This window comes from Paraburkholderia sp. BL10I2N1, from assembly GCF_004361815.1.
Lineage (GTDB): Bacteria > Pseudomonadota > Gammaproteobacteria > Burkholderiales > Burkholderiaceae > Paraburkholderia.
The window spans coordinates 704,173-729,489 of sequence record NZ_SNWA01000003.1; the positions used below are offsets into that span (position 1 = coordinate 704,173).

Annotated in this window: 23 protein-coding genes and 1 pseudogene; 7 read left to right on the forward strand and 17 right to left on the reverse strand. The window is 61.3% G+C overall.

Features of this window, described 5'->3' with window-relative positions; all coding sequences use genetic code 11:
- Positions 1-131 precede the first annotated feature (131 nt).
- Positions 132-2,141 carry a BCCT family transporter gene (locus B0G77_RS41275; protein WP_133667651.1) on the forward strand — a complete coding sequence of 670 codons (2,010 nt, stop codon included), beginning with the start codon at positions 132-134 and terminating at the stop codon, positions 2,139-2,141.
- Between the two features lie 205 nt (positions 2,142-2,346).
- On the opposite strand, the gene B0G77_RS41280 is transcribed toward B0G77_RS41275, so the two are convergent.
- The 17 genes and pseudogenes from B0G77_RS41280 to tssB form a co-directional block, all read right to left on the reverse strand.
- Positions 2,347-3,108 (reverse strand): energy transducer TonB, encoded by a 762-nt coding sequence (locus B0G77_RS41280; RefSeq protein WP_133667586.1) that lies wholly within the window; start codon positions 3,106-3,108, stop codon positions 2,347-2,349.
- A gap of 312 nt (positions 3,109-3,420) precedes the next feature.
- The gene (locus tag B0G77_RS41285) at positions 3,421-4,833 is read right to left on the reverse strand and encodes an ATP-binding protein (RefSeq protein ID WP_133667587.1); all 1,413 of its coding nucleotides are present in this window, start codon (positions 4,831-4,833) and stop codon (positions 3,421-3,423) included.
- Between the two features lie 305 nt (positions 4,834-5,138).
- Entirely contained in the window at positions 5,139-5,453 is a 315-nt protein-coding gene (locus B0G77_RS41290) for a hypothetical protein (protein ID WP_133667588.1), read from the reverse strand.
- Positions 5,454-5,760: 307 nt separating this feature from the next.
- A complete protein-coding gene (locus tag B0G77_RS41295) occupies positions 5,761-6,261 on the reverse strand; it encodes an OmpA family protein (RefSeq protein ID WP_133667589.1) in 501 nt (166 codons plus the stop codon).
- Positions 6,262-6,370: 109 nt separating this feature from the next.
- Positions 6,371-6,994: a type VI secretion system lipoprotein TssJ gene (gene tssJ, locus B0G77_RS41300; protein ID WP_133667590.1), complete on the reverse strand. Its 624-nt coding sequence runs from the start codon at positions 6,992-6,994 to the stop codon at positions 6,371-6,373.
- A 310-nt stretch (positions 6,995-7,304) separates the two neighbouring features.
- A complete protein-coding gene (gene tssJ, locus B0G77_RS41305; protein ID WP_133667591.1) occupies positions 7,305-7,835 on the reverse strand; it encodes a type VI secretion system lipoprotein TssJ in 531 nt (176 codons plus the stop codon).
- Positions 7,836-7,849: 14 nt separating this feature from the next.
- Positions 7,850-8,956, reverse strand: a complete 1,107-nt coding sequence (tssG, locus tag B0G77_RS41310) for a type VI secretion system baseplate subunit TssG (RefSeq protein WP_133667592.1) — start codon at positions 8,954-8,956, stop codon at positions 7,850-7,852.
- The gene (tssF, locus tag B0G77_RS41315) at positions 8,953-10,767 is read right to left on the reverse strand and encodes a type VI secretion system baseplate subunit TssF (protein WP_133667593.1); all 1,815 of its coding nucleotides are present in this window, start codon (positions 10,765-10,767) and stop codon (positions 8,953-8,955) included. The genes tssG and tssF overlap by 4 nt, the downstream gene beginning before the upstream one ends.
- An 18-nt stretch (positions 10,768-10,785) precedes the next feature.
- Positions 10,786-11,187 carry a DUF805 domain-containing protein gene (locus B0G77_RS41320; protein WP_133667594.1) on the reverse strand — a complete coding sequence of 134 codons (402 nt, stop codon included), beginning with the start codon at positions 11,185-11,187 and terminating at the stop codon, positions 10,786-10,788.
- Between the two features lie 76 nt (positions 11,188-11,263).
- On the reverse strand, positions 11,264-12,868 hold the full coding sequence (tssA, locus tag B0G77_RS41325) for a type VI secretion system protein TssA (RefSeq protein ID WP_133667595.1): 1,605 nt from the start codon (positions 12,866-12,868) through the stop codon (positions 11,264-11,266).
- Complete coding sequence (locus B0G77_RS41330; protein ID WP_133667596.1) at positions 12,865-16,419, reverse strand: ImcF-related family protein; 3,555 nt, start codon at positions 16,417-16,419, stop codon at positions 12,865-12,867. Before B0G77_RS41330 ends, tssA begins: the two co-directional genes overlap by 4 nt.
- Positions 16,416-17,738: a hypothetical protein gene (locus tag B0G77_RS41335; RefSeq protein ID WP_243751503.1), complete on the reverse strand. Its 1,323-nt coding sequence runs from the start codon at positions 17,736-17,738 to the stop codon at positions 16,416-16,418. The genes B0G77_RS41330 and B0G77_RS41335 overlap by 4 nt, the downstream gene beginning before the upstream one ends.
- Entirely contained in the window at positions 17,650-17,919 is a 270-nt protein-coding gene (locus B0G77_RS41340; protein WP_347814223.1) for a PAAR domain-containing protein, read from the reverse strand. The genes B0G77_RS41335 and B0G77_RS41340 overlap by 89 nt, the downstream gene beginning before the upstream one ends.
- A 152-nt stretch (positions 17,920-18,071) precedes the next feature.
- Positions 18,072-18,557 carry a hypothetical protein gene (locus tag B0G77_RS41345; RefSeq protein WP_133667597.1) on the reverse strand — a complete coding sequence of 162 codons (486 nt, stop codon included), beginning with the start codon at positions 18,555-18,557 and terminating at the stop codon, positions 18,072-18,074.
- Positions 18,558-19,340: 783 nt separating this feature from the next.
- Positions 19,341-19,736, reverse strand: a complete 396-nt coding sequence (locus B0G77_RS41355) for a hypothetical protein (RefSeq protein WP_133667598.1) — start codon at positions 19,734-19,736, stop codon at positions 19,341-19,343.
- A 223-nt stretch (positions 19,737-19,959) separates the two neighbouring features.
- Positions 19,960-20,835, reverse strand: a pseudogene (gene tssC, locus B0G77_RS41360) (type VI secretion system contractile sheath large subunit); the annotation flags it as partial.
- 73 nt (positions 20,836-20,908) lie between these two features.
- Positions 20,909-21,421, reverse strand: a complete 513-nt coding sequence (gene tssB / locus B0G77_RS41365; protein WP_133667599.1) for a type VI secretion system contractile sheath small subunit — start codon at positions 21,419-21,421, stop codon at positions 20,909-20,911.
- Between the two features lie 545 nt (positions 21,422-21,966).
- Here tssB and tssK (B0G77_RS45425) point away from each other — a divergent pair.
- The 6 genes from tssK (B0G77_RS45425) to B0G77_RS41380 are packed head-to-tail and all read left to right on the forward strand — an operon-like array spanning position 21,967 to position 25,125.
- The gene (gene tssK / locus B0G77_RS45425; protein ID WP_279571390.1) at positions 21,967-22,206 is read left to right on the forward strand and encodes a type VI secretion system baseplate subunit TssK; all 240 of its coding nucleotides are present in this window, start codon (positions 21,967-21,969) and stop codon (positions 22,204-22,206) included.
- Complete coding sequence (gene tssK / locus B0G77_RS45430; protein WP_279571391.1) at positions 22,199-22,864, forward strand: type VI secretion system baseplate subunit TssK; 666 nt, start codon at positions 22,199-22,201, stop codon at positions 22,862-22,864. Before tssK (B0G77_RS45425) ends, tssK (B0G77_RS45430) begins: the two co-directional genes overlap by 8 nt.
- Positions 22,851-23,108 (forward strand): type VI secretion system baseplate subunit TssK, encoded by a 258-nt coding sequence (gene tssK / locus B0G77_RS45435; RefSeq protein WP_279571392.1) that lies wholly within the window; start codon positions 22,851-22,853, stop codon positions 23,106-23,108. Before tssK (B0G77_RS45430) ends, tssK (B0G77_RS45435) begins: the two co-directional genes overlap by 14 nt.
- The gene (tssK, locus tag B0G77_RS45440; protein WP_279571393.1) at positions 23,095-23,334 is read left to right on the forward strand and encodes a type VI secretion system baseplate subunit TssK; all 240 of its coding nucleotides are present in this window, start codon (positions 23,095-23,097) and stop codon (positions 23,332-23,334) included. Before tssK (B0G77_RS45435) ends, tssK (B0G77_RS45440) begins: the two co-directional genes overlap by 14 nt.
- Positions 23,331-23,696, forward strand: a complete 366-nt coding sequence (locus tag B0G77_RS41375; RefSeq protein ID WP_243751504.1) for a DotU family type IV/VI secretion system protein — start codon at positions 23,331-23,333, stop codon at positions 23,694-23,696. The genes tssK (B0G77_RS45440) and B0G77_RS41375 overlap by 4 nt, the downstream gene beginning before the upstream one ends.
- Before the next feature lie 52 nt (positions 23,697-23,748).
- Complete coding sequence (locus tag B0G77_RS41380; RefSeq protein ID WP_133662695.1) at positions 23,749-25,125, forward strand: IS4 family transposase; 1,377 nt, start codon at positions 23,749-23,751, stop codon at positions 25,123-25,125.
- The last annotated feature ends 192 nt before the right edge of the window (positions 25,126-25,317 follow it).

Consider the following 25,317-nt stretch of genomic DNA (forward strand, 5'->3'; position numbering starts at 1 on the left):
GAAGCATGAGCGTCGCTGAGCGGTAGAATCGAGCAGCTGAGGAGCAGTCACGACGGTCTGGCGCGCTGGCGCTGGGCGCACACAGGAGACTACCCATCGTGCCAGAGCAAAACGTCTCGAAACCGCGTGTCATGACGACGCTGTCCGCGCCCGTCGTGATTCCCGCCCTGCTGGCCATTGGCGGATTGCTGCTGTTGTGCGCGGTCTGGCCACACGAGGCTGACACGCTGTTCTCTGAGGCTCAGACCTGGGTAAGCCATCACTTCGACTGGTTTTATGCGCTGGCCGTCACGGTCTTTCTGGTGTTCCTACTCCTGGTCGCGGCAAGCCGTTTCGGTGATATCCGTCTGGGTCCGGACGATGCAAAGCCGGAATTCAGTTTCCTCTCATGGACAGCGATGCTGTTCGCCGCGGGCATGGGCATCGGCCTGATGTATTTCGGCGTCGGCGAACCGATGCAGCACTACCTGAAGCCACCGACTGTCCCGGGCGGCACACCCGCCGCAGCTCGCGAGGCAATGCTGATGACGTTCTTCCATTGGGGCATCCACGCGTGGGCCATATACGGCGTCATGGGCCTCGCGCTCGCGTATTTTGGTTTTCGCTACAACCTGCCGTTGACGATTCGCTCGGGCCTCTACCCGCTGCTGCGCAACCGGATCGACGGCGTGGCCGGGCATGCTGTCGATGCCTTCGCGCTCGTTGCGACTATCGCGGGCATTGCCACCACGCTAGGCTATGGCGTACTCCAGTTGGGCGCCGGTCTGCATCAGGTCGCGGGCTGGAATACAGACTCCGGCGTGTTTCGCACGGCACTCGTCCTGTCCATCGTGGCCCTTGCGGGCGCTTCAGCTGCCACGGGGCTCGACAAGGGGGTTCGCCGCCTGAGCGAACTGAATCTGGCGCTGGCCTTCCTGCTGCTCGCATTCGTCATCGTGACTGGCCCGACACTGTTCCTGCTGCGGGCATTCAGCGAAAACATCGGCAACTACCTGTCGAGCCTGGCCGGTTTGTCGCTCCGGACCTTCACCTATGATCCACCGCGCGAGTCGGGCTGGTTCGGCGGGTGGACGATCCTCTACTGGGCGTGGTGGATTTCGTGGTCGCCCTTCGTCGGCATGTTCATCGCGCGAATCTCGCGCGGGCGCACGATACGCCAGTTCGTGGTGGGGGTGCTGCTCGTTCCGACCGCCTTCAACCTGCTCTGGATGACCGCGTTCGGTAACAGTGCGATCTGGCTCGATGCCCACACGGCGAAGGGTGGCCTCGCGCAGACGGCGACCAACGTCGATGCACTGCTGTTCCAATTCTTCCAGTATTTTCCGTTGACCACGGCGCTATCGTGGCTCGCCATCGTACTGATCGCCGTGTTCTTCGTGACATCGGCGGATTCCGGGGCGTTCGTGATCGACACGATTGCGTCGCGTGGCGCGACCCGTTCGCCAATCTGGCAGCGGCTTTTCTGGACGGCCGTACTCGGTGCGACGGCAGCGATTCTGCTCGCGGCAGGCGGCCTGAAGGCATTGCAGGCGATGACCCTGGTCGCCGCGCTGCCGGTCGCGTTCATCATGCCGGCGTTGTGCTATGGGCTATGGCAAGGCATGACGGCCGACCGCGCGCACTCTTCTCAGGATCTCGCACCGTCGACAGATTTCTGGAGCGGCCTGCACTGGCGGCGGCGCCTCGCACACATGGTGCGCGAAACCACCGAACCAGAGGTCCGCCAGTTCCTGCAGGACACCGTGCTGCCGGCGTTCCGGGACGTCAGCGCGGAACTGCGTCAGACCGGCATCGAGACGGCCATCCTTCAGGACGAAAGCGACGGCTCGTTGAAACTGACCGTGCCGCACGATGGTTTGCGCGATTTCGTCTATGCCGTGCGGCCCATGCGCAAAACACTGCCGCCGTTCCTCGTTCGAAACGCTGCTGAACCCGATGCACAGGCACACATTTACGAACCCATGACGTTCTTCGAGGATGGGCGTGAGGGATACGACATTGAGTATCTTCGCCACGAGGAAGTCATTGCCGACATCCTGCGCCAGTACGAGCGTTATCTCTCACTCAACGCCGACGAGCGCACGCATTTGTTGAGCCGGGCTCCTGGTCATACGAACGCGCCCGGAGAAGAGTCGCGCTGACGTGCCAGATCGCGTGTGGCACATATGGGGCCGAACGGTTGGACCTTGGTCGGAAGCATTTCACCTCCTGACGGGGTCGGCGTTCGCGGAGAAACGCGGACGCAGCATGGCGATGCTGCACAAGGGTGAACGGTAGCGCCGTCAGGCTCTAGCGATTCCGGCCAGCGGGTGACGCCAGCTGCCGTCAGACGGCCTCGCGCAGTCGTCATCCCTTCGGTTGAAACGTAATGACAAAACTCGCCGGCGTGTTGCCGTCGACATCCCTTGGCATCGGATCCGACTTCTCGACGGCGGCCACCACAGCGCGGTCCCACCTCGGATTTCCGCTAGGACGTTGCACCGTGACACTTAGCAGCGCCCCGCTGGGGGTGCAAGTGACGGCGATTACCGCAGACGGATTGCCCTGCATATCGAACGGTGCGACCACGTTCGCGCGCACCCGACGCGCCACCTTCTCCGCATATCCTGGCGATGGGGCAACGCCGCTCTCCGGCAGCGGACTGCCGGCGATAGCCTGCAGCGCGGCGAGACGTGCTTTGCGATCCCGATCCACCAACGTGTCTGTTCTCGGAGCGATGGTCAATTCGTCCGCCCGCGGCGCCTGGGGTGCCGCGACGGCGTGTGCGATCCGCAATGCGGGCCCATGCCGACGCTGGGGCTTGACGGCGTTGCTGCGATGCCGCCCAGTGGGTGCCTGTTCGTTTCCGGCGACGAGCAAGGTAGACGCCGTCGTCACACGTGAGGCCCCTGCCTGGTTGGCCGCGCGCGGGACCGGAGCGACCAGCGGCAAAGGTGTAACCGACCCGGTGACCATCGTGTGCGGGCCGGTGGGTGCAATGTGCGGCCCCCGCATGCCGGCAAACACTAGCGCCAGCAGCACGACGTGCAGGGTCACCGCCAGTCCAAATGAACTCCCCATGCCGCGCTCGCGCGGCGGCCCAGACTGCAGGCCCGATCTCGTGCTCATGGCTGGTTAACGCCGACCCGCGCACCCAGTGAGGGCGCCGCGACCCGGTCCTCCGTTCGCTGCTGATTCCAGTTTACGCCGGTTACCGCGGTAAAGGACAACCGGCGTAAACGGCGGGCATCCGGAAGTCGTGCGAAATCGTTCGGTGTCGACGGCGGCCGGTTTTCGCTCCCCTTCAACCGTAGGGTTGCCCGAGCTTCGCTGCTCCGGCGGGCAGCGAAGCGAGCCGAACGTGATGACGGACTCTATCGGCGGAATGCACGATCGGGCCCTACCGACGTCGAGAAAAATGGAGACGGCTGCTTCGTCCGCTCAAACGATGTCTGTCCCCTTGTTCCCCAGCGGCAATATCACCCGGAAAACTGTTTCGGCCGGACGTGAACTCGCTTCGATCGTGCCGCCATGCCGGTTGACCACGATACGGTAGGCGACGTGCAGACCCATCCCCAAGCCATGCCCCTGCGCCTGACTGACCGGCTTCGACGTAAAGAAAGGCTCAAACAGGTGCTGCATGGCCTCCTGCGGAATACCAGGCCCGGTGTCGGTGATCTCGACCACCGCACGATCCGCATGGCGCCGCGTGCGGATCGTCAGTTCTCCGTGCCCGTTCATCGCCTCAACGGCATTTTCGATGATCCGGGTCCACACCTGGTTGAGTTCGCTGCCATACACCGGGAGACGCGGCAGGCTGCGGTCGAAGTCGCGCACGATCACAATGCCCGGCTTGAGTTCATGCGCCATCACGGTCAAGGTATCCTCGATGCCGTCGTGAATGTCGACTTCCTGCCGCGGTCCCTGATCCATATATGTGTAGGACTTCATCGCCTTCACAATGTCGAAGATCCGGGCCGCGCCGCGCGTCGCCTCATGCATCACCGAGCGAAGCTCCAGGACCTGGGCGATCCACGAAACGGCCGCATCGAGTTGATCCGCGTTCAGGCGGGCAGCCAGCTGCCCGAGGTCATCGGATGTGATCCCGTGCGCGACAAGGCATGGAGCAGCCAGCCACGGCTTTGCCATGCCATGGGAAGCAAGCCAGTCACCGAGCAGCGACTCCGCGTCGCTTTGCCGCAGCGCATCCGCGGCGCCCACGCCGGCCTGCGTTGCGCTGCGTGCGGCCAGAGCTCTCAGTTCGTCGACGACCTCGCGAGGGACCGCGCGCAAGCCCAGTGTCAGGGCTGAATTCTCAAGCGCCGCAAGTCCGCCACGCATGTGGTCGAGTGCCCGCGTCATGGCTGACGCGGGATTGTTCAGCTCGTGCGCGAGCCCAGCCGAAAGCTTGCCCAGGGCTGCCAGTTTCTCCCGGTTGCGCCCAGCCGTCTCGAGCGCGGTAAGCCAGTCGGTCATCACGCGGGCGACGACGCGCGTAAAGGAACCGCACGATACGAACAGATCACGGAAGGCCGCTTCCGGTAGCCGCGCAATCCTGCAATTGGTCGCGGCCCTGAGGGTCGCCGGATATGGGATTGAAGCAACCATGCACGGTGTGCCGAAGATTTCGGGTGCGACGTAGCGTTCAATGGAAAGCTCGCCTTCGGCACGTCTCATCGTCCGGACCTCTCCTTCAAGCAGAAGGAGCAGACTGGTGCTCATCTCGCCTTCCTCGAGCAGCACGTCCCCCGCCTTGGCGGCGCATTCGGCCAGGTTGTCGCACAGCCATTGCAGACGCTCACGCGGGAGGTCCGCGAAGACCGGCATCCTTCCCAGCTCATCGAGTTCGATCATGATTCGCTCCCGCCTCGCGACAGAAATACCGGCGAGGAAGCGGTGCCGTCATCCCGTTCGTTTCCGGCGAGCGCCCGCCGGAGGCCTCCAGCCTGGACGACATCCGCGCAGACCGCCCCAATGATTGCGCATCGCCACGAAGATGCGGGCGAAGGCTTCCCGTGTGCCTCCCAGATTTATTGGGTGTCGGAATCCCACGCGCCTGTACCTATCATAGGCATTCTGCCGGGTGGTCAGTGCCGGGTGCGGCGCGGGCTGCGCAGAAGCCGCGGCGCGCCCCACCCGGCTGCGAGCGGGCTGTCAGGTTACTGCGTGCCTGGTTGCACATATGTCCGAACACCGGCGAGCGGCGACCCATACGCACCGCCTTGTGGATTGTTCGGCAGGCCGTTCACGAGTTGCGCTCGCGGATCGGTCGGATTGAGGTTCATCTCTCCGGCCTGAATGTTGCCGTGTGCAGGATACTCGCTGCCGCGTGGCGCGTTGGGCATAAGTCTCGGGCTGTTAGACGGTGCCCTCATGTCGGTCACCATCGAGAGCCCCTGAGCGAGGACGGATCCTGTCGCCACGCACACGGCAGTCGCGACGACGACACGAACAATTCTGGTTGGCCGCTTCATGCTCGACTCCTTAGATACGCTGATCGACATCATCCAGTGTAGGCGACGAAGGCCCGTCGTACAGGCGCATCCACGGGCCGGCGAGACCAGATGGAATGTCTTGTGCCAACTGCTGCGTCGACACATTGGCCGCGAGCGGCCGTTGGGCTCGCGTTGCCGATTACGGCGCGCTTGCTGCCGCCCCGCTTAACCCGGCAAGGGTCAGCGGCCTGTTGATTCCCGCTCCGGCTGGCGCAGATTGCCCATCTGGTGCTTTCTCCTGGATGGACGGGCGCTCCAGTCCACGTGACATGGCCCGTCTGTCCACCTACCTGCCGAGAATGCGCTCTTCCGATTCGCCGACGATCACAATCTCCGTGCGGCGGTTGCGGGCCTGGTCTTCAGGTGTGTCGTTGCTCGCCACGGGACGGTCGTAGGCAAAACCCCTTGTCGTGATGCGAGACACCGGAATATCGCGCTCCTCAAGCGCATTGACAACGGTCGTAGCGCGTGCTTCCGACAATTGCATGTTGTACTCGTGGGTACCGACATTGTCCGTATGTCCCTCGACGATTACCGGCTTGTTGCTACGTTTGAGCAGCACAACCGCGCGAGCAAGCGCAGGCGCTGCGTCCGTGCGCAGTGTCGACTGGTCGAAATTGAAAAGCACCTTTTCGGGCAGCCGCATCTGCACGCCGTTTTCACCTTGCGTCACCTCGATGCCGGTGGCCTGGTTGAGTGCGATTTCATGGTTGCGATCGAGCCCCGAGCAGGCCGAAAGCAGCGCGAGCAGGCTGATACCGGCCCCCAGTGAAAGCAGTTTCTTCAAGTCAATTCTCCCTTGGTGAATGAAGCGCGCCGCAAAAAAGGACTTCAGCGCGCTCTGGTTGCAAAAATGTGTTTGCCGATACATCAATGCGCCAGGCAGAAAGATCTGTTCAGCCCTGCTTATGGGTGCCCGATTGCGGGGCTGGTACTGATGCCGGGCTCGGGGCCGCAGGTGCCGCCTGCTGGGGAGCTTCGTGCTTGACAGGCTGCGGATTTTCACCCACCAGCACCAGCTCGTTACCGCTGACCTCGATCTTCACGGGATCCGTGTTTTTCCACTGCTTCTTCGGGATCGCCAGCTTCCAGACCTTGTCCTGCAGCGGTGCACGAAAGAACGCGACCACACCGACCACTCGCGTGGCCTCGTTCATTGGCTCGACGATACTTGCGCTTGCGTCAGGGCGCAGCACGACATCCTTCGTGCCCAGCAGGTCCGCCTTGAGCAGATTCTGGTCATCCCGCTGCAACTGCACATAAGTCAGGTCTGCGAACGTTTTGACATCCCTGAGCTGGTAGAACCGTACCACCACTGAAAGCGACTGGCCGCCGGGAGCCGGGTTGAGGAATGCTTGCGCCGTAAGGTCGACGGTCATGGCCTTCGCATGGCGCGCAGGGTCGGACTTCGCGAGATTGGCCATGCCATCCGTGACCGCCTGCATCACGCCGCATCCGGTAGTAAGGAGCGCCACCGATGCTACGATCGCGAGGCTTGCCCGGCATGGCCATCGTTTCATATCCGCGCGTGGCCGCAACATGCCACTCGTCCCTTGGCGCCGTTTCACTCTGTTCCCTCCACATGCCAACGCACGGTAATCCTCCAGGGAGAGGGTTCACATCGCCACGGCGGTGCCAGTAGAGCCTTCCGCACGCGCTCGCGCATGGCGGCTGGAATCCACGTGGACGTCGCAGCTGATCTGATCACGAAACCTTCCCGGAGACGGGCGCCGTCAATCCTGCGGTCCAGCGCATCAAGCCTGCCGATCAGCTCAGGCATTGACTGCCTCATCGAGGACGCTTCAGGCGTAGGGTCCACTGCCATCGCTGTTACCTGTCAGATCTTGCGCCGGAGTCGTCCCCGGCGAGCAGGATCTGGTCAAGCAGCAGGAGCTTCAATGGCTTGTCCGCATCGAGTTTCTTTTTCTCAACCGCATATTTCCACCCGTTGCCGGTGCCCGGGTTCCGGTAGAGCGCGACGATGGCCACATACTTCGAGTCGGCCTTCATGGGTTGCGACAGGCTTGCAGACGCCCCCGGGTTCAGTACGGTTGACATGCTGTCCTGCAGGTCCTGTGCGAGCACGGTGCGATCATTTTTCAGAAGATCGTCGTACGACGCCCCATCGAAAAGCTTGCGGTCCTTGAGCTGGTATACGCGCACCGCGACCGAGGTCGCGCGCCCGGCATCGTCAGGATTCAGTGCATCACGCGCGGACAGATCGACGTTGAGCACCTTGACCTGCTTGAAGAAAACAGCGTGGTATGCGTTCGACGTTGTGTCGGAAACGGCCTGCCACGCGCCACAGGCCGACAGCAGCAAGGCGGATGCAACAGTAGTAATGGCCAGACGGATAAACATCAACGGTTCCTCGGTTATGCGCGTTGCGGGCTCAGGTACGGATTGGGGGGCGGCGCGGGAAAGGCTTCGCGCACACCCAATGCAATGGTGATCATGCGTTCCTCATCGGCAGGCAGCACGGTCGTCCATCCGAGTCGCGGTGCGGGGCTCGCAGGGGCTGTCCCGATCATCGGGACCGGGGCCAGGCGCGACGAAACCTCCATGCGAAGATGAACGTCAGCCTTGACGCCGACATAGAGCTGGACGAACGCCATCAGTTCGCGATGCAGCCACGCCCCAGGTAGCAGGTCGTGTGCATGCTGCGCGTTGTCGGGACGTAGCGTAACCCGCACGGCACGGCTGCGATAGGCAAGCCGCCGGCCCAGCACATAACCGCCGCCCAGACCCCTCTTTGCCCCTTCTCCCGACTGCGTGGCTGCGGGGTGTGAAGTCAGCGGCCGCGGTTGACCGACACCCGTGACTGCAGGGATAAATTCGTCGACGCACACATCGACGCCCGGCACGGCCAGCGCGATAACACCCGCCAGACCTTCTGCCGTACGGGTCTTCAGGTTCAGCAGGCCCAGCAGCGCGAGCATCCGGGAATCGGGCACCCCGGCGCGCTCAGGCTTCCTGCCCCAGCCAAACCCGACCAGGCACAGCAGGTTGCGCGAATGCGCGTCGCTCCCACCCGGGCGGAAGCTTTCCGGGTAGCGGTATTTCTTCCATGCGCGGTACAGCAGCGTGACGAAGCGATGATGGAACCGGTCGAGAAAGGCTTCGACCACCTCGTGCCCTTCTTCACGCAGAACGATGTCGTCAATCATGTGCGGCGGTACCGCCGCATCGACACCGTACAGGCCCATGAAGGTTGTCCGCACGGATGGTCGCGCCTGCGTAGCGGATTTATCCCATGCGTCACTGAATTCGACCGTGGCGACTTCACCCACCGGAAACCCGACGCGTGGCCACGACCCGAAACGCACAGGTTCGTGCTCGGGCGTGTCGCGCGTGCCAAATCCCGGACGGTCAGGCGCGCGCACCTCGAGCAGGCGGCACAGCTGCATGAAGCTCATCCTGGGTGCGCATGCAAGCAGGGCCGCGACGAGCGGCTCGACGCTGGGAAGATCGTGCGGCTTCATAGCGGAGCGCGTTGTGCCTTGCTGCGCGGCCAGACCGTACGGGTTTGCGACGGCAGGCTCACGATCGAGAGCTTCGTGAACAGGTTGATTTCCGCGTACGCTGCAAAGAAGCGGTGCAGCAGCTCGCCGAACAGCATCAGGTCGCCCTCGCCGGCGAACGCCTGCGAATCGAGTGTCACCTCGATCAGCACACCCCGCTCGACCGAGCCGCCCGATACCTCCTCGAGCAGTTCCTGCGACACCCAGAGAATGCCGGCTAGACGCCGCGCGTTTAGTTCGTCGTCGGTCCAGTCGTAAAGCGCAAGCGCGCCACGCAGCACTTCCGCGTCCATCATCGAGAGGAAGTTCGGGGCAAGGTGTGACAGCACGCGCCACTGGAACCGGTCGCCCGTGGGGGGATAGACCGGCAACGTGGGAGCGACGAGGTTGCGCACCCCCGTCACGTTCGGCGTGCTCTCAGCGAGTTCGCTGAGGTTCGCCTCGCGCAGTCCCTTGCGCGGCAACATTCCGTTGGTGCCGGTGACGCGCAGCGAAAGACTTTCTTCCGGCAGCGTTTCCATGGTTTCCCACGCGTGGCCGCCGAGGATCACCCAGGTCTCGTGCAGCCCCGCCATACCAGGGCGTACGCGCGCATGGAAATACCGCTCCGGCGCCTCGTGACGCAGCATGCCACCGCGATGCCGGAACGTGGCGAACGGCACATACTCGTAGCGCTCAGCCGTGTCGTGATCGAACGTCTCGATCGCATCGACCGAATACGTTTCGACGTGCTCGCCCTGATGTCCCGCGGGCACCACGCGATACTCCGTTTCGTGATGGTTGATTTCAACAGGTTCTGCGTCGAGTTCGAAGAGGTTGATCACCGGTGAGCAGAACAGCCTCACATTCTCCCTGCTGAAATGCTGGTCCGACGGATAAGCGTTTTTCAGGACAATTTCAAGCTCGAAACGGGTTGTTCCCGCAGGTAGCTTCGCGACGTCGAGTCCGCACAGGTCAATGAAGAGGAACTTCTCGCGGAACGAAAAGTACTCGAGCAGAAGCTGGTAGCCCGAGAATGCCGCATCCGCCTTGGGCCACAGCCGCTCTTCGGTCGAAAAGCCCGCGGGTTCGATCGTGATGCCGGCCAGTGGCACCGCCTCGCCGTCCCGCACCTCCGGAATGCGCCACAGGACGGAGTCAACCTGGCGCGTCAGCGCCAGGTGCATGGCGAACGCGACCGGCAGATCCGCATTCAGGTGCAGGCGCAGGCGCGACAGATCGGATTCCTCGCGCCGCGCCGAATGATGCAGCTCGAAGGCGAGGCGAATCACCGAGCGGCCATCGTGTCGCACGGTCGGTCCTGCGTGCGTGATGGACAGCGGCTGGAGCTGCACGGCCTGCGTAGTCCGGTACAGGCACTGCACGGTTTTCGGCGTCGTGCCTTCGGCGCCCGCCGGCGGCGGAACGCTGATCGGGGCAGAACGGACGGGCACACCCGCAGGTACCACCTCGGTTCTCTGAAGCTTTTCCCGAAGGGGGATCAGCTCGGCGACCGAGAGCGACGGAATCATGCGCAGATAGTGCGGCCACAGCAGGCTCACGAGCCCCTCTGTGAGTTCTGGCAATTCATCGTCGAGCTTCTGCTGAAGACGCCCGGTCAGGAAGGCGAAGCCCTCGTGGAGTCGCTCGACATACGGATCGCGGTCGCCCACGCGATCGAGGTTGAGCATGCGCGCCCGGTCGGGATGCGCCTTCGCGAACTCCTTGCCGGATTCGCGCAGGTAGCGCATCTCGGCTTCGTAGTAGCGCAGGATCGGATCGTCGTTTTCCATCGATATATTCTCTTAGGGTCAGCGATGAACTGTTGCCGCTCTGTCGAACGGATACGACGATTTCACGTCCCGGGGATTCGGGTAAAAGCTTGTCCGGTTAAACTCGTCCGGTCTCTCGAGGCACAACAGCAGCATGCCAATTTGCCCAAGAATCGGAATGCATGCCATGACCCACCACCAGCCACCGCCCAGTCCAATGTCATGCAACCGGCGAATCTGCGTCGCCACCAGAATCCATGCGAAAACGCAGACAAGCGCGCGGGCGGTCAGGCTGAGCACGAGACTGTCGCCAGGCAGATCACCCAAGCCGGTAGTGCTTATCGCGTATAGAACAACAACGACAACGCACGTGGTAATTGCGCATTCCCTGCGAGTGGCGCGCCCATAAAGAGTGATACGTTTCTTGAACCAGGAAATCATTCGGTAGACCTCAGAGTTAAATCAGCGTGCAACCTGCTATGTGAAAACCACGGGTAAGTTACCCGTCGACACACCCTCACGAAAGTGCCAGCGCGCGCGCCGGATCGAGCACGGTGAGTTCCGCCTGCAGTTCGCCGATGCGGCGTGTGAGCGCCGGTTTGTCCGCACCCTTGCGGTTGCTCATCGCCTTGAACGCCCGGGTCAACTGCTGCTTGACCTCGAAAACCAGTGCCGGCTCCCAGCGCGTGAGCGGCAGGGAGCGTGCGGCCGTATCGAGCTCGGTCAGCAGTGCGAGTGCCGTATCGGGGCGACCGGCATGATCAGCAAGGCGTGCCATGACAAGTCGTTGCAGGTAGCGATGGCGATCTGTTTTCATGCCAGGCAGCGCCTCTAGCCAGGCGAAGGCCGCCTCGATACCGTCGCGCCCAGCAAGGTCTCTCGCCTGTGCCTCAATCTCGGGCCAGTCGCCGGCACTGCCGTCCTCGCTCCCGGCCGAGACCGGCAGTGGCGCCACGCTCTCGCCGGCCTCCAGATCCCGCACGACCGCGTGCCGGGCAATCCACTCGAGCGTCGAATCGTCGGCGAATGGCGTGCCATCGTTGAACGCCAGCCGCTCGATGCCAGGCAGCCGCTCGAGAAAGAGCGCGAAGTCCGCACGCAGCAATTCGCGCCACGCGCTGTACGGCGCACCCACATGATCGAGCGCGACGTGCTGAAAGTACTGCAGGTCGAACCAGAGGTGATTGACGCCCTCCATGAACGCTCCCTCGACACGCTCCAGCAATTCGTGCCACTGCTTCTGCAGTACGAGCCGTTTCATCTGCGCGCGCAGCTCGGCGCGCGGCGCCATGAGCCGGGTATGCGATGCGGCGTCCGACGGGGGCACCTCGTGCAACGTGTCCCAGCGCACGGTGCGCACGAGTCGTACCGATGACAGATAGCCGTTCTCCTGATCGCGTAGCCACGTGGCCATCGTACGGGCCTGATCCAGCAGATCGCGCGTCGAGGCAATCGACCCGGACGACCCGGACAACCCGGACGATATGCGCGCCGTGGCTGGCAATGCTGGCTGGATCGAATCCGTTACTCCGCTACCCGCCATGCCGTCCCTGCGCTCGAACCTTGACACCAGCGGCTGCAGGTTCGGACGCGCGGCTTCGGTCCATTCACCGGTCAGCGTGACCAGTACATCGAGCGCCGCCAGCGCACGTTCGAGGTCCACCGGCACGAATTCACCGCGGCTCTCAAGCAGATCCAGCACGCGGGTGGTCGCCAGCATCTCAAGCGCGCCCTTCCTCGCTTCGGCACGCGCAGGCAGCACGGCCTCGCCGAACCGGTCGACGAGCGCCGCGGATAACTCCAGTCCGTCGGCAAAGCCCGCTGGCCCATCCTGGCGCAGCCGGGCGAACGCGTAGTAGCCTGCGAGACGCAGATCCTTGCCGGTCTCCTTGAGAAGCTGCTCGCACGAACGGACGATCACGCCATCGTCGATCCCTGAGAGCTTGCCTGCTTCATCCTTGAGCGTGAAGAACGCATCCTCATAACCGGGATCGCGACCAACACCCCCCTCGCCCGGGAGCGGCAGCAGCCACGACGTCCACGTATCAAGGCGTGCCCGTACGAGTTCGTCTGCGTCTTCGCGTGCCGGAAAGAGGTTCCTGAAGAGTTCTCCCAGCTTCACTCAACCTCCGGCACGGAACCGTTCGGCAAGGGCATGGCCGCGTGCTTCGCGGCGGCGATCGCGGCCGGTGGTAACGGAGGCGGACTGAACGAGGAAAGTTTGGGGCCTGCCGTTGCGCCACCGGTCACAAAGATGCGACTGGGCAATGCGAAGTGCCGAAGCTGCAGTACATCGAGCGGACCCGCACCTGCATCAGTGCGTAGCTGAACCTTGAGCGCAATCCCCTGGCTCGTATCGGGCGCCCACGTCAGCAGATAGCGTGCGTTGTCCTCCTGGGAGATCTTCGCGCGCTCCAGAAGGCGGATCAGCCCGAAACGTCCCTGTGCGTCGAGCGCGGATCGCAGGCCGCCCTGCTCCGTCTGCCATTCGATGTGCGACAGGTTCTCAAGCGACTGTCCAGGCCACTCGAACGGCACCCAGTCCTCTTTCTGGTTGAAGTAGTTGAGTTCGCGCCTGGACAGCACGACTTTCATGTCAGTCACGCCCGGCGTCGCGACGCCCCGCAGATCGAACCGGACATGCGCGTCGCCCGCCGGGAACAGCACGGTCGATACCCGCGTGAGCCGGTTCAAGCCTTCGAGAAAGCCCGGATCGAGAGTAAGCGAGCCGTGGTCTGTTCCTTGTGCGGCGACCCACCGGTCACCCTGCCGTTCGATGACGCCAGCCAGTTGCGCCGCGACGAACTGGGCGATCACCCCGTTGTCTGGCCGCATGAAGCGCGCCATCTCGGGCAACGAAGCGTCGTTTTCCGAATCCGCAAACGGATAGCGGCCGCCGAAGGTGCGGTTCCAGTTGGCCAGGATCGACGTGCGCCAGATGTCGTTCAGGCTCGCTGCTGCGGGCTGCACCACGGCCTGCCAGGTCTGGTCAAGCGGTGCCTGGAACAGTTGGCCAAATCCTGCCCATTGCTGGCCAAGGCTCGCGGCAACCCGGCTCGCGTAGTCGCGGCTTTCCGCGATATCCGATGTCTTGCCCTGCAGCACGGACTGCGCCGCGACGCGCGACATCGCATCGGTATTGGCGCTGTTCACCATCTGCTCGATCTTCAGACGCATCGCGGTTACACGTTCGAGATAGCGGGCAAGACTCAGGTCGCCAGTGGCGGCCAGTTGCGCCGCGGCCTTGCCGGTTTTGCCAGGCGCGGCAGAAACCAGGTCGCTGCCCGTCAGTCGCAGGATTGGGCCAAATGCGATCGCAAGCGGTGCGAACTGGGGCTGTGCCTGTTTTGACGGGTCTTTCTCGTCGGCGCCGACGAGTTGCTGCGCCTTGCTGATCAGCGTGTCCGAGAGCGACTGCGTGCTCGCACCCGTACTCGCCTGATACACGATCGCGTTCATCAGCGCGACCAGCGGCGAGCGTTGCGGGTCGCCCAGCAGGGTGAGCTGGTCGGCCGTGGCCGACAGCGTTGGCGCGGGCTGCCAGCGCAGGCCGTTGAGGAACTGCTCCCAGGCCCGCGCGTAATCGTCGAAATACCGCTGCCGCAGTTCGGCCTTCAGTGTCGACGGAGCCTGATTCGTTGTCTTTGCGTCAGACAGCACCCAGTCGCCGGCAACGTTACCCTTGTCGCTTGCCTCGTCGATCGCTTTCGAGATGCGGTCTTCCCAGGCTGCGCGCGTGAAGACGCCCGGCACGGTCTGCGTCGTGTTGAACAGGCCCCGTCCTGTGGTGTCGCCAAGCAGTGTGGCGAGCGTCACCGGAGGGTACTTCGGCTTGGCATCATCAAGAATCTGCTGGTAGACCGCATCGGTCGAGTTCTGGATACCGCGCACGCCGATGACGGTCTGACGCGTGGACGCGACCAGACTGCCGTCCGGTACGATGGCAAGCGAAGAACCGCTCGTGGTGACCCGATGTCCGAGGTGGTCCGAAAAAAAGTCGATCGTGTGCTGGCGCAGATCCTCCCATGTGCCCGACGAAAGCGGCGAATTGAGAGGACGTGCGGGAACCGTGGTCGCGATCAGCTGCGGCGTCAGGAAGGCTGCGACAGCGCGTTCTGGTTTTGCAAGCATCAGGTAGGCCTTGAGCGTATCGTAAGCGGCCTGTGCCTGGACGCTGCCGCCGCTCGCGATCTCTTCGTCAGACATCGACGCCAGGCGGTGCAGGCGATCCTCCAGCGTCTGGCGAATCGGGCCGACGAGGATTCGGCTCGCGGCGCCCTCGTAACCTGACCAGATTGCACCCAGCAGGGCGCTGTCACGGTTCAGTCCAAAGCGGGTCATCCACGGGGCGCCGTCACGCTGGCGGGTCTCCAGCGTGTCGATCTGCTTGCCGAGACTATCGAGCGTCTGCATCGACTGCGTATTGTCCTGGGTGCCAGCGAGCTTGGTGAGCGTGTCCCGGGCGGAGCCAATCGTCGCGCGGTTCATCATGCCGGACAGCATCGTGCCAGCGACCCAGCATCCGACAAGCGCCGTCGTCATCCACGCGGCCGTCGTCGACAGTGAGAAGCCGACACGGCGGCCGTGAATTTTGCGGCTATGGTCGGCGACCGTTTTCCAGATCGTCCTTTGCCTCGGCGGTAGGGGGGCACCATCTTCAGCGTCAGGAGCTGGAACGGGTACGGTTGCCTCCCGCTCCTTGAACAACGGAGCAAACAGCAACCCGTGGACCGCATTGCGCCAAAGGCGTGACTCCCTGGTCTGCATCACAAGGTCCGACAATGCTTCGCGAAGTTCCGAAATGTGTCGCGACAGCTCGGCCAGGTACCGGTCGTTTGGATCCTGCATGAGGCGCACGACCCCAGCGTCGGCAAGATTTGCGGAGAGTCCGTGCAGCGACGCTTCGACCTCGTCAGGACGAGTGCGCTCATTCGCCCAGGTGAAGCCGATCGCCTCGTCGGGCCCGGACTGTTCGCCGCCAAAGTCGGTAACGTTCAGCAGGTACGCGGGCGCGGCCCAGCGCAGCGCGCGGGCGTGACGTGCGAGCCGCTGGGCCGTCCTCTCGGCGTCAAACGGTGCGCTGGCTGAACTGCGGTTTCGCGTCACGGCTACGATCGCGTCAACAGGGCGTCGCCGACGCAGACGGCGGACCTGGTCGAGCCATTCGGTATCGAGCTTGTCGGTTGTCTGCTTCGCATAGAGCAGCACGGTATCGCCGGTGATCGCATAGCCGGTGTCGGCGAGCCCGGGCGCAAGACGCTTGACGAGCGGTTCATCGCCAGCGACCACGACCCAGCGATCGCGATAACGCCAGCGCCAGCCATGACGCTCGCGAAGCGCATCGCGCAGCATAACGATCTTTTCCGGTGTTGGGACATGCGCGAACGCCAAGCCTTCGTTGGCGCTTTGCGCCTGCTTCTGCGAATCGTAGCGTGCCAACCACCGCATCGCACGCATTGAAGCAATCCAGAGTAAGACGGCCTCAAAGTACTTTACAAACATCAACGCCAGGAGCAGCCCCGAGAACAGGCACAGTTCGATGATGATCCGTGTCTGGAACGGCCATCCGCGCGAGGGGCCCTCCATCCAGACGGCGAGACCCACAGCAACGAAAAGGATGCCAACCCCGATGCCCACGAAGAGCGCTACCGGCTCAGACTTTTGTTCATTCATGTTTGTTTTCTGCACACGAGCGCGATCAGGTCGCCGCCGTCCGGTGTAAGTACGAGTTGCGGGTCGCCGGTCCGCTCCGCGAGTTCAGCCGCGAGAGCGGTTGCAAGCCATCCGCCCGCCGCCCCACAGTCCCCGACCGTCGTTTTCAGGTCGATCTTTGATCTTTGTCCGTCGAGTTGGGACGCCGACTTTATTGCTACCTCTAGCTCGGGCGAAAGTCCGTGACTCCAGACAGTCTTGACGCGTGTCAACGCCGCTTTCCCCCAACGCATCGCATGTTCGAGTGTCTCTCCAACAGCATCGCCCGGGCCCCGTGCTGGACGATGCAGGCGTAGGGGCGGGTTTCCCGTCATTGTTTTGGCAAGGCTCGGGTGCGCCAATAGCAGCGCGACGCCCGCCTCCGCGACTCCGTCCTGCAGGCGCTCGCTGACCGCATTGCGCAATCGAACTGCAACTAGCAGGTGAACAACCTGCGGCCTCATGCGGTCGAACCACGCGTCCGCTTGAAACACCGACGAAGGCGCGGGGGGAGGCGTCATCGTCACACGTAGAGACGGCGATTTCGCGGAAACAAGCTGCTGCAGCAGGGCACGCACGTCAGTGTCCTCAAGTACGGACTCGATCTGGAGCGTGGTGCGCACCGGAAGGGCCATTAGTTGCGGCGCCAGGCTGTCGATCAATCGGACCAGAAGCCAATTGCAGACTGCCTGATGGCGAGCGTGTTCCGTGAGTTCGTTTCCCGCATGGAACTGCTGATCCCGGATTTCTAGCCAACGGGCACTCACGTCGGTGTTTGGCTCGGCCCGGCTCGCCCGAGGGCGCAACACCAGGCTGCCGTCAACCAGCCCCTCGATACCGTTCTCGTCGTGATCGGAGGAGAAACACCACGCATGGCCCAGCAACGCCAGCGGCTCGCTGGCAAGGGCATGGCATTTTTCGGTTTCGTGGTCGCTGACGCGATTTGCCGCGATTGCTCCACTCCGTCGTGCGTATAAATATCCAAGGCGGCAGCACAGCAAAAACGCCCATGCAAGCATCGGATAGCCGACGACACAGAACCAGAACCAAACAGTGTTTGTCGGTCGGCCTTTCGGCCACAGAAAAATCGTCAGCGCGGCACCCAGGCACTGGACGACGCCGAGGAGCACAAGCCAAACGGGTTTCGAGAGCTGCGGCGGCGCAGGTACCGGAATCCGCGGCGGTATGCGAGCAAAGTCAATCGGCATCTGGCTATCGGACCGTCGCCCCATCAGACACAGCGATGAGGACACTCCCGCACTGGGTCTTGTCTCCATCACGCGAAAGCGGCGTGCCAGCATCCCTGATGCCGCCGCCCCCTTCCACGATTTCGTTGTCGCCGTGAATCGGACAGGACACAAGGTCGCCCACGCGCGCTGCGCGGCGACCTTTAACCTTGATCCGGTCTGAACCGGTAAGGACCTTTCCGCCGTGACTCGTACTATCACCTTCGTACGCTAATTTCTTCATTTTAATATCCATGTTCAAGCTAATTTGATGAATGCGATGATCAACTTGCTAGCAAAGCCAGCAGCGCGCTTTCATATGCCGCACGCATAGGTTGACGCGCCTTTTGAAATCACCTGAAAATTTGCACTTGCGCGCTTCTTCGTATGGCCTATGTCCGCACCTACCTATTTGGATTCAATATCCTTATACCCCTCTTTCGTAATGTCGCTGTAGGCCGCCTGATGAATCGAGGCATCGTTACTGCAAATTTTCCGAGAAATTTTCTTGTTGCCGCGATACACAATTATTCCAGCCGAAAATTCTGGACCATCATCCGTCTTCACGGTCTTGTCATAGAGATAATAGGTATATCCAGCCCTCGAGAATCTAATATGTGTTTCGCCACCGCCAGCGTAAGGGACATTACTAAAATAAAAAATGTTACCTTTGTTCGAGCCGCTATCTGAAACCTCAATGTCAATTTTCTTCATTGTTCCATTGCGATACGTCAAAACGCCAGTATCTTTCATTTCACATAGAGAGGCAGTAGTCCTGTTCAATTCGCAATTAAATACAGCTTCTTCTTTCGCTCCACACATGCCTTCTGCGTGTGCCGCTGTTGTAAAATTAAAAATAATTGCCAAAAAAAATACGGGGTAAATATTCTTCACGATTTCATTCCGTCGAAAGACCCAAAATAGGAGCCACCTTATTGTACCGACTAAGGCGATCAGCATAGCCATTCTGTCCGCCATTCACAATCTGAGTGACGTCCCTAACAGTTCCGGTGTCTGATGTTCGATTCAAATTACTACGTGACCAGAAGACATATGCAGACTCGACGCCGTACTCCACGTTTGACACGACAAGTTCGGGATGCGCAATGAAGTCCTTTTGGTCATCTGGCACTCGGCGATTATGCTCATCCTGGAAAGACTGATACCCACTCTTACCAGTTATTTGAATAAACCCTCGTCCGCGATACTTGTATCCATCACCGCTTGACTCATCGCCGTTTCCCATTCTGCCTGCGTAGACATAGTTCGCTAGATGCTCTACGTTGTTAGCGTAATATGATTCATGGCTCCACAGTTTGTCTCGCAATCTACCGTGCGCACAGTCGTCACAGGAAGCATTGTAGTTATTCTTACCCCCTTTGCATCCGAAAGTTTTTCGCATATTCCGAGGGTTATAGTTCAATCCTTCTTCGGTAACCCGAAAATGTGTTTCGTGAGCGCAGTGCGACAAGAAATGTGCGATTCTTTTCGACGTGTTTACGGAATACGCTTTAGCGTATTTGTTCAAATGCGGCAGCATGCTTGTATAGTGTTCAACTGAATTAGCTGGTTCTACAGCAACAAGCATGTCGAGCGTTATCAATTGCTGTTCGCAAGCAAAGTTCCCCACCAATCCGATCGGATGGATATGAAATACATTCGACGCGGGGAAGCCAGTCAAGCCAGCCTTGACCTCATCCCACCAGACCAGCTTTTCGATCCGTTTCTGTTCCTCGGCGTGTTCGGCCCGAGGCCCGTGCGTGCCTCGATCGCGGCAATCAACTGCTTCCATTTGTCGGAATTAGCCCACTCGCTCTCGTGCTGAATGATCAGCCTCGACATACGCAGCGCATTCCACGGGTCTTTCGCCGCGTTGCACAGGTCATCGGCCGCTTGTGTCTGGTCGCCTGCCAGATGCAACACCTGGTAAATCGACGTCATGAGCGGGCTGAGCTTGTCCAGCGAACCCGGGTTCGGCACATCCGCACCGACCGAATAGTCGACGAACCCTTGCGTGGTCGCGAACATCGTATGCGTCGGATCGTGCGCGGCGTCCAAGGGCTGAAAGTCCACCCACTTCCTGTTCAAGTTAGCCCGATCAATGCGCCGCGTTAGCATCGTCGTTTCTCTACGGTTGTGGACGCCACTGGCGCAGTGCGTCTGATAACTGCTTCAGACGCATCCGGTCACGAGCCGAAACAGGATGCACGGTATGGTCCGAGTCGTTTTGCTTCACTATGCCTTTGCTTGTATCGATAACGAGCTTACCGCCTTTAAGCGTCAAATAGGTTGGGTCGTACCGGTTGTGGTCCGGGCCCTTCACCGCTTCTTCATAGTTGAAGGCCCGCACGGGTGTCGTGTCCTTGCCGTACGGCAGACGGCCCAGTACACGCGGCATCGTGAGACCAACGTAGCGCGCATCGTCGGTGTCGCGGAAGCTCTTCCACTTGATGTACTCGGCGCGGTCGAAGTAGTTGCCGATATCCTGAATAGCCGCCACTTCTTCCATCGACTGCTTGCCGAAGAATGCCGCGCCCACCGAGCCGATGAACGGCATGTGTGCGGCTGCCGCCACCTTCGAGATATTACGCAGCAGTGCGATATCCATCGGCGAGTTCGCGAATTCGAAGTCGCTGATCATGGCGCTGATCGGCTGGCCACCCGGCGTGTCGTATTCCTCGATGTACGTGAGGCGATACAGGCCGCTCTGGATCAGCTCCGGCGTATCCTCGAAATCGCGCTGCAGCGCGTCCTTCGACACGTCAAGCACTTCGATGCGCGCGTTGCGACGGAAGTCGGTGCGCGAGACGAGCATCTTGAGGCCACGCCAGCGGCCTTCGAGCGCCTGGAATTCCGGCGTGTGCATCACGGCGTCGAGCTGACGACCGATCTGCCGGTCAAGCTGGCCGATATGGAAATCGAGCAGCGACTTGTCAAGGCGGTCGACCGTCTGGCTCGATTTCGACACAAGCTCGAGGAACGCGCTCATGCCGCGCGCAATGCGCTCGTCGGCCGATGCCTCGGCGAGCATGTCGCTGTCGCGAAACGCTTCGAGCGGGCGCGCCTGGGCGATGGGCTTCAGGTTGATCTTGTCGCACAGCGAGGCATAGACGCTGTCGTGTTCGAGGACAACAGTTTCTGTTGCGCCCGGGCTGGATTGATTCTGGTTCATTGTTCGTCCTGTCTGCGTTTGTGGCGCAACCTGGTTGCGAAAGGCGGTGAAGGCCGTCTTGGGCCGTCGGCGCTCAGGCATGCCCTTCCGGTTGCGTAGCGGCCGTGGCGATCTGCCCCAGTTCGCCGCGCAGCTTGTCAGACAGCCGCTTGTCCTTCAGAATCTTCTCGAACTCGCGACGGAAGGTACCGTTGTCGAGCAGGTTCGATTTCAGGTCGCGCAGCAGGTGACGCATCGCGAGCAGCGCCTGAAGTTCCGGAATCTGGCGCGCGACCTGCTCCGGCTCGAAATCCTTCATCGAACGAAACGACAGGTTCACCGGCAGTTCGGTGCCGTCGCTGGCCAGCGTATTTTCGGCCGCAAACTTCAGGTCCGGTGCATAGTCGGCCAGCACGGCATCGAAGTTGTTCTTGTCGATATTGACTTTCTTGCGCTCGGCCAGTGGCGCGTGCTCACGGCCCGCGCTGAAGTCACCCGCGACGAGCAGCTTGAGCGGCAGTTCGACCTTCTTCTGTGCCCCTCCCGTATGAAGGTCTAGCGTAATTGATACGCGACTTTTCGGGATTTCTCGCTGAAAACTGTCCATTAAGACTCCTTATGAAGTGACGTTCGCGATCCCCCGCTGAATTCGCCCGCAGCGATAGGGTATCTGGTGTGACGCTCCTTCGATCATCAGTTGCAACCGCAACTACATAACCATGCTGACTGCACCCCATTGTGCGGTCTCCATTCATGCGGCTTGGTTTACCGCAGCGTATTAGAACGGATTATCGCCAAGGCGTCAAAGAGAATTCGCGACGGAATTACAAATCGGATCGATATTAATAAGATAAGGCATCAATTTTTCACAATGTTTGAATTTTTATGAACGTGAATCTACTCGTGCCTCGAAGTGCGCGTGACGTCCAACGCTGCTGATTTTTGGGTATATTCTTGGCTTCCACCAAGACCCAGTTAGGTTTACTAACGCACTTTCTCTGTAATGCCGCGCGCATATTAATGGTAAAAACGTTAATTGGATTTAACAAATCTTATTTCCATAAAAATATATGCATGGGGTATACAGATATCCGATATCGCGTTTAGAATCCGCCGATTGAAAGCAGTACAAAATGCGCAGACGACCAACACATGCGAATCGACAAACCACTCTGGCACGACGGCCTCATCCTCTCGCAGCAGCACTTCCAGCAACAGGACCGGTGGACGGAATTTGCCCTGCAGCAGCTCGTTGCCGCGGCTTTTGCCGACCCATGGGGAACGCTCCGGGTCGAAGTCGACGAGGAAGCACTCGCGACGGGACGGCTGAAACTTACCCGCCTCAAGGGGCCGTTTCCCCGACGGCACGCCTTTCGACACGACGGTGGCTGACGCGCTCCCGGGAGTGCGTGACCTCGGCCAGGGCATTCCCGCCGACCGCCAAAGCGTTGTCGTGTTCGCCGCGCTTGCACTCCTGGATGCCAACGGCAACAACTGCCGCCTTGATGAGACCTCACTCGCGCGTCCGCGGCGTTCGTATCGTGAATTTGCGAAGGTCATGGACCTGAACGGCACGAATGAGGTTGAAATTGCGACAGAGCGTCACGCGATCCGGCTGCTCTTCGATTTTGAGCCGCATGCCGATGACACGGTATGCGCCATCGCACGGCTCACGCGCGCGACCAACGGCCAGTTCCAGGTCGATCACCGGTTCGTGCCCCCCTGCCTGACGCTCGCCAGTCACCCGCTCCATATCGAGCGGATCAACCGCCTTGCAGACATTCTGCAGGCAAAAAGTCTCGCACTGGGCTCGCGCCGCAGCGAGCGCATCGAGCAGGTCGCGGAATACGGTGTCGCCGATGCCCAGCTCTTCTGGCTGCTGCACTGCATTCACGCGGCGTGGCCGCATCTGCGGCTTTATGCCTCGCATCCGGCCCGCCCGCCTGAGCACCTATATATCACGCTCGCCGAACTCGCCAGTGCACTGATGACGTTCTCCACCGGGGCCCGGCTCATTGATATCCCGGCATATGACCATGCAACGGGCTGACGAGGTATTCGCGAAAGCTCGAGTCGAAGATCCGCCGAAACTGCTGGATGCGATCATTCCGTCGCGTGTAGTGTCGATCGGCCCTCACGCGCAAAGGCCCGACAACCTGGACGGGCCCAGTTTCTTGACGAGCGCATCACCGCAGGGGCCGCGGGACTGGTACCTCTCGGTCAATGCGCCGATGCCGGTATTCGAACTCGTCGAACAGTTCCCGCGATTGTGCAAGATCGGTGCACCCGAATGATGTCGAGCACATCATCAATTCGGCACTGCTGGGTATTCCGCTCAATGCCGTGCAACGGGTGCCCGGCGCCATTCCGGTGCGACTGGACAATCAGTACTTCGCACTCGACTCCACGAGTACTGTGCACGCGAAGATGCTCGCTTGCCCCGGGCCTGTCCAGGTCTACCTCCCCGGCATCCGTGCCCCGACGCCACCCCTCGAACTGTATGCGGTGCTGCGCTCATGACAATCCTGACTTCCCGCCATTCCGGCGATAGTGGGCCAGCCCTGATGGGTAGCGCGCCGGCCGCCGACCGCGTCAGCAGTGCTGGAATACGCGATCTGCTGCGAGACACGGCACTGCTTGTCACGTCACTCGCGCCGGGTGGAACGGTAACGGACGCCGCGGCGTTTCGCGACCGGTGCCGGCAGCTCATCGGAAATTTTTCGGACTCGCTCACGCACCGAGGTTACCCCGAGGACGTACGGCTGGAAGCGATGGTTGCGCAGTGCGGACTGCTTGACGAAACGGCGCTGCGGGAGCTGGGTGACGAAGCCCGTTCAGGATCTCAGGATCGCCCACATCTTTTCGCTGAATCGCGCTTGTAAACTGAGTCAGGCGATGTTAACTTGCGTGTATTGCCTGTAAAACGACACGCCGTTGCCTTCCATAGACGATAACGCTGACTGGGCCGATACCGAATTCGGTGCGGCCAATCTGGGCGATGCCCGTTTGACGAGCCGACTGGTCGCGCTGGCGCGACGGTTGGCAAGTAGTCCTGATTGCCCATTCCCGCGCTCGCTCAATGCCGCCGAGCTCAAGGCAGCCTATCGTTTTTTCGACAACGAACAGGTCGATACGGATGGCGTACTTGCTCCGCACATTGAACAGACCCTGCGGCGCATGACCCGCATACCGGTCGTGCTTGCGGTGCAGGACACGACCGAATTCAACCTGAGCCACCTCAAAGCGACCGAAGGACTGGGCTACGGCACGGGCAACGCTTCGCGCGGCTTCATGCTGCACAGCCTGCTGGCCGTCACGCCAGAAGGTTTGCCGCTGGGTGTGCTGGGTATGAAGACCTGGGTGCGACCCGACGCGCAATTAGGCAAGAAGCAGCAGAGAAAGCACCTTCCGGTTGCAGACAAGGAGAGCGTCAAGTGGCTCGAAGGCATCGCGCATCTGGGCGCCCTCAAGGCACGCTGTCCCGAGACCCTGGTGATTGGAATCGGTGACCGGGAAAGCGACCTCTACGAAGTGTTCACGGCCGAGCGTCCGCGAGGCGTTGAGTGGCTGATCCGAGCCAAGTCGGATCGCAAGACCGTCAACCCCGAGCACTCCCTCTGGGAGGCCGTTGCCGCGACCGCCCCGCTGGGCGAAACGGAGTTACAGGTCCCGCCAGTGGGTAATCAACCCAGGCGCGTCGCCCGTCTGACACTGCGGTGTACGCCAGTGCGACTGAGGCCTCCGCAACGGCCTTCATCCCGGCTCGCCGAGGTCACAGTCTATGCGATCCACGCCCTTGAAACCACGCCGCCGGCGGACATCGAGCCGCTCGAATGGATGCTGCTCAGTTCCGTGCCGACGATCACGTTTGAGGACACCCTTGAACGACTCGGCTGGTATGCCCGCCGATGGACGATTGAGTCGTGGCACCGCGTACTGAAGAGTGGCTGCAGCATTGAAAAGCGTCAGTTCGGCAACCTTGAGCGGTTCGTACGGTCGACCGCGCTATTTGCGGTGATCAGCTGGCGCATCATGTACGCGACGTTGCTGGGTCGTGCCGATCCGGACCTGTCGTGCGAAGTCCTTCTGCAACCAGACGAATGGCGCGCGCTTCATAGCCGCACCCATCGCACGTCAAAACCACCGACTGCAATACCTTCACTCGGTGAGGTCGTGCTGTGGATTGCAAAACTCGGTGGGTACCTGAACCGCAAGCATGACCACCCACCCGGTCCCACCGTCATGTGGCGTGGATTTCTCGTCCTGCACGAGATCACCGAGATGTATCGCATCTTCAGGCAAGACGAATAAGTTGGCTCACGAAAAATGTGGGTGATCCTGAGCTCCTAAACAGGGCCGCCCGGCCGCGAGTGCCGGATTGCCCGGTCATATCCGTCTTCGGCACATGCCTCAATGGCACAGGGTTGTGCAGGACAACACATTCATACCGATGGCCGTACCGACCAGCGTGCCAGCCGGAAAACTCGCGAGGGTTGTCGATGA

Coding starts and splice junctions, on each gene's coding strand:
- B0G77_RS41375 (WP_243751504.1), top strand. CDS start 23,331: ATGACAATCCTGACTTCCCGCCATTCCGGCGATAGTGGGCCAGCCCTG.
- tssJ (WP_133667590.1), bottom strand. CDS start 6,994: ATGAAACGATGGCCATGCCGGGCAAGCCTCGCGATCGTAGCATCGGTG.
- tssJ (WP_133667591.1), bottom strand. CDS start 7,835: ATGTTTATCCGTCTGGCCATTACTACTGTTGCATCCGCCTTGCTGCTG.
- tssK (WP_279571392.1), top strand. CDS start 22,851: ATGCAACGGGCTGACGAGGTATTCGCGAAAGCTCGAGTCGAAGATCCG.
- B0G77_RS41340 (WP_347814223.1), bottom strand. CDS start 17,919: ATGGATATTAAAATGAAGAAATTAGCGTACGAAGGTGATAGTACGAGT.
- tssF (WP_133667593.1), bottom strand. CDS start 10,767: ATGGAAAACGACGATCCGATCCTGCGCTACTACGAAGCCGAGATGCGC.
- B0G77_RS41330 (WP_133667596.1), bottom strand. CDS start 16,419: ATGAATGAACAAAAGTCTGAGCCGGTAGCGCTCTTCGTGGGCATCGGG.
- B0G77_RS41335 (WP_243751503.1), bottom strand. CDS start 17,738: ATGCTGGCACGCCGCTTTCGCGTGATGGAGACAAGACCCAGTGCGGGA.
- B0G77_RS41285 (WP_133667587.1), bottom strand. CDS start 4,833: ATGATCGAACTCGATGAGCTGGGAAGGATGCCGGTCTTCGCGGACCTC.
- B0G77_RS41290 (WP_133667588.1), bottom strand. CDS start 5,453: ATGAAGCGGCCAACCAGAATTGTTCGTGTCGTCGTCGCGACTGCCGTG.
- tssK (WP_279571390.1), top strand. CDS start 21,967: ATGCGAATCGACAAACCACTCTGGCACGACGGCCTCATCCTCTCGCAG.
- B0G77_RS41280 (WP_133667586.1), bottom strand. CDS start 3,108: ATGAGCACGAGATCGGGCCTGCAGTCTGGGCCGCCGCGCGAGCGCGGC.
- B0G77_RS41275 (WP_133667651.1), top strand. CDS start 132: ATGACGACGCTGTCCGCGCCCGTCGTGATTCCCGCCCTGCTGGCCATT.
- B0G77_RS41320 (WP_133667594.1), bottom strand. CDS start 11,187: ATGATTTCCTGGTTCAAGAAACGTATCACTCTTTATGGGCGCGCCACT.
- tssG (WP_133667592.1), bottom strand. CDS start 8,956: ATGAAGCCGCACGATCTTCCCAGCGTCGAGCCGCTCGTCGCGGCCCTG.
- tssB (WP_133667599.1), bottom strand. CDS start 21,421: ATGGACAGTTTTCAGCGAGAAATCCCGAAAAGTCGCGTATCAATTACG.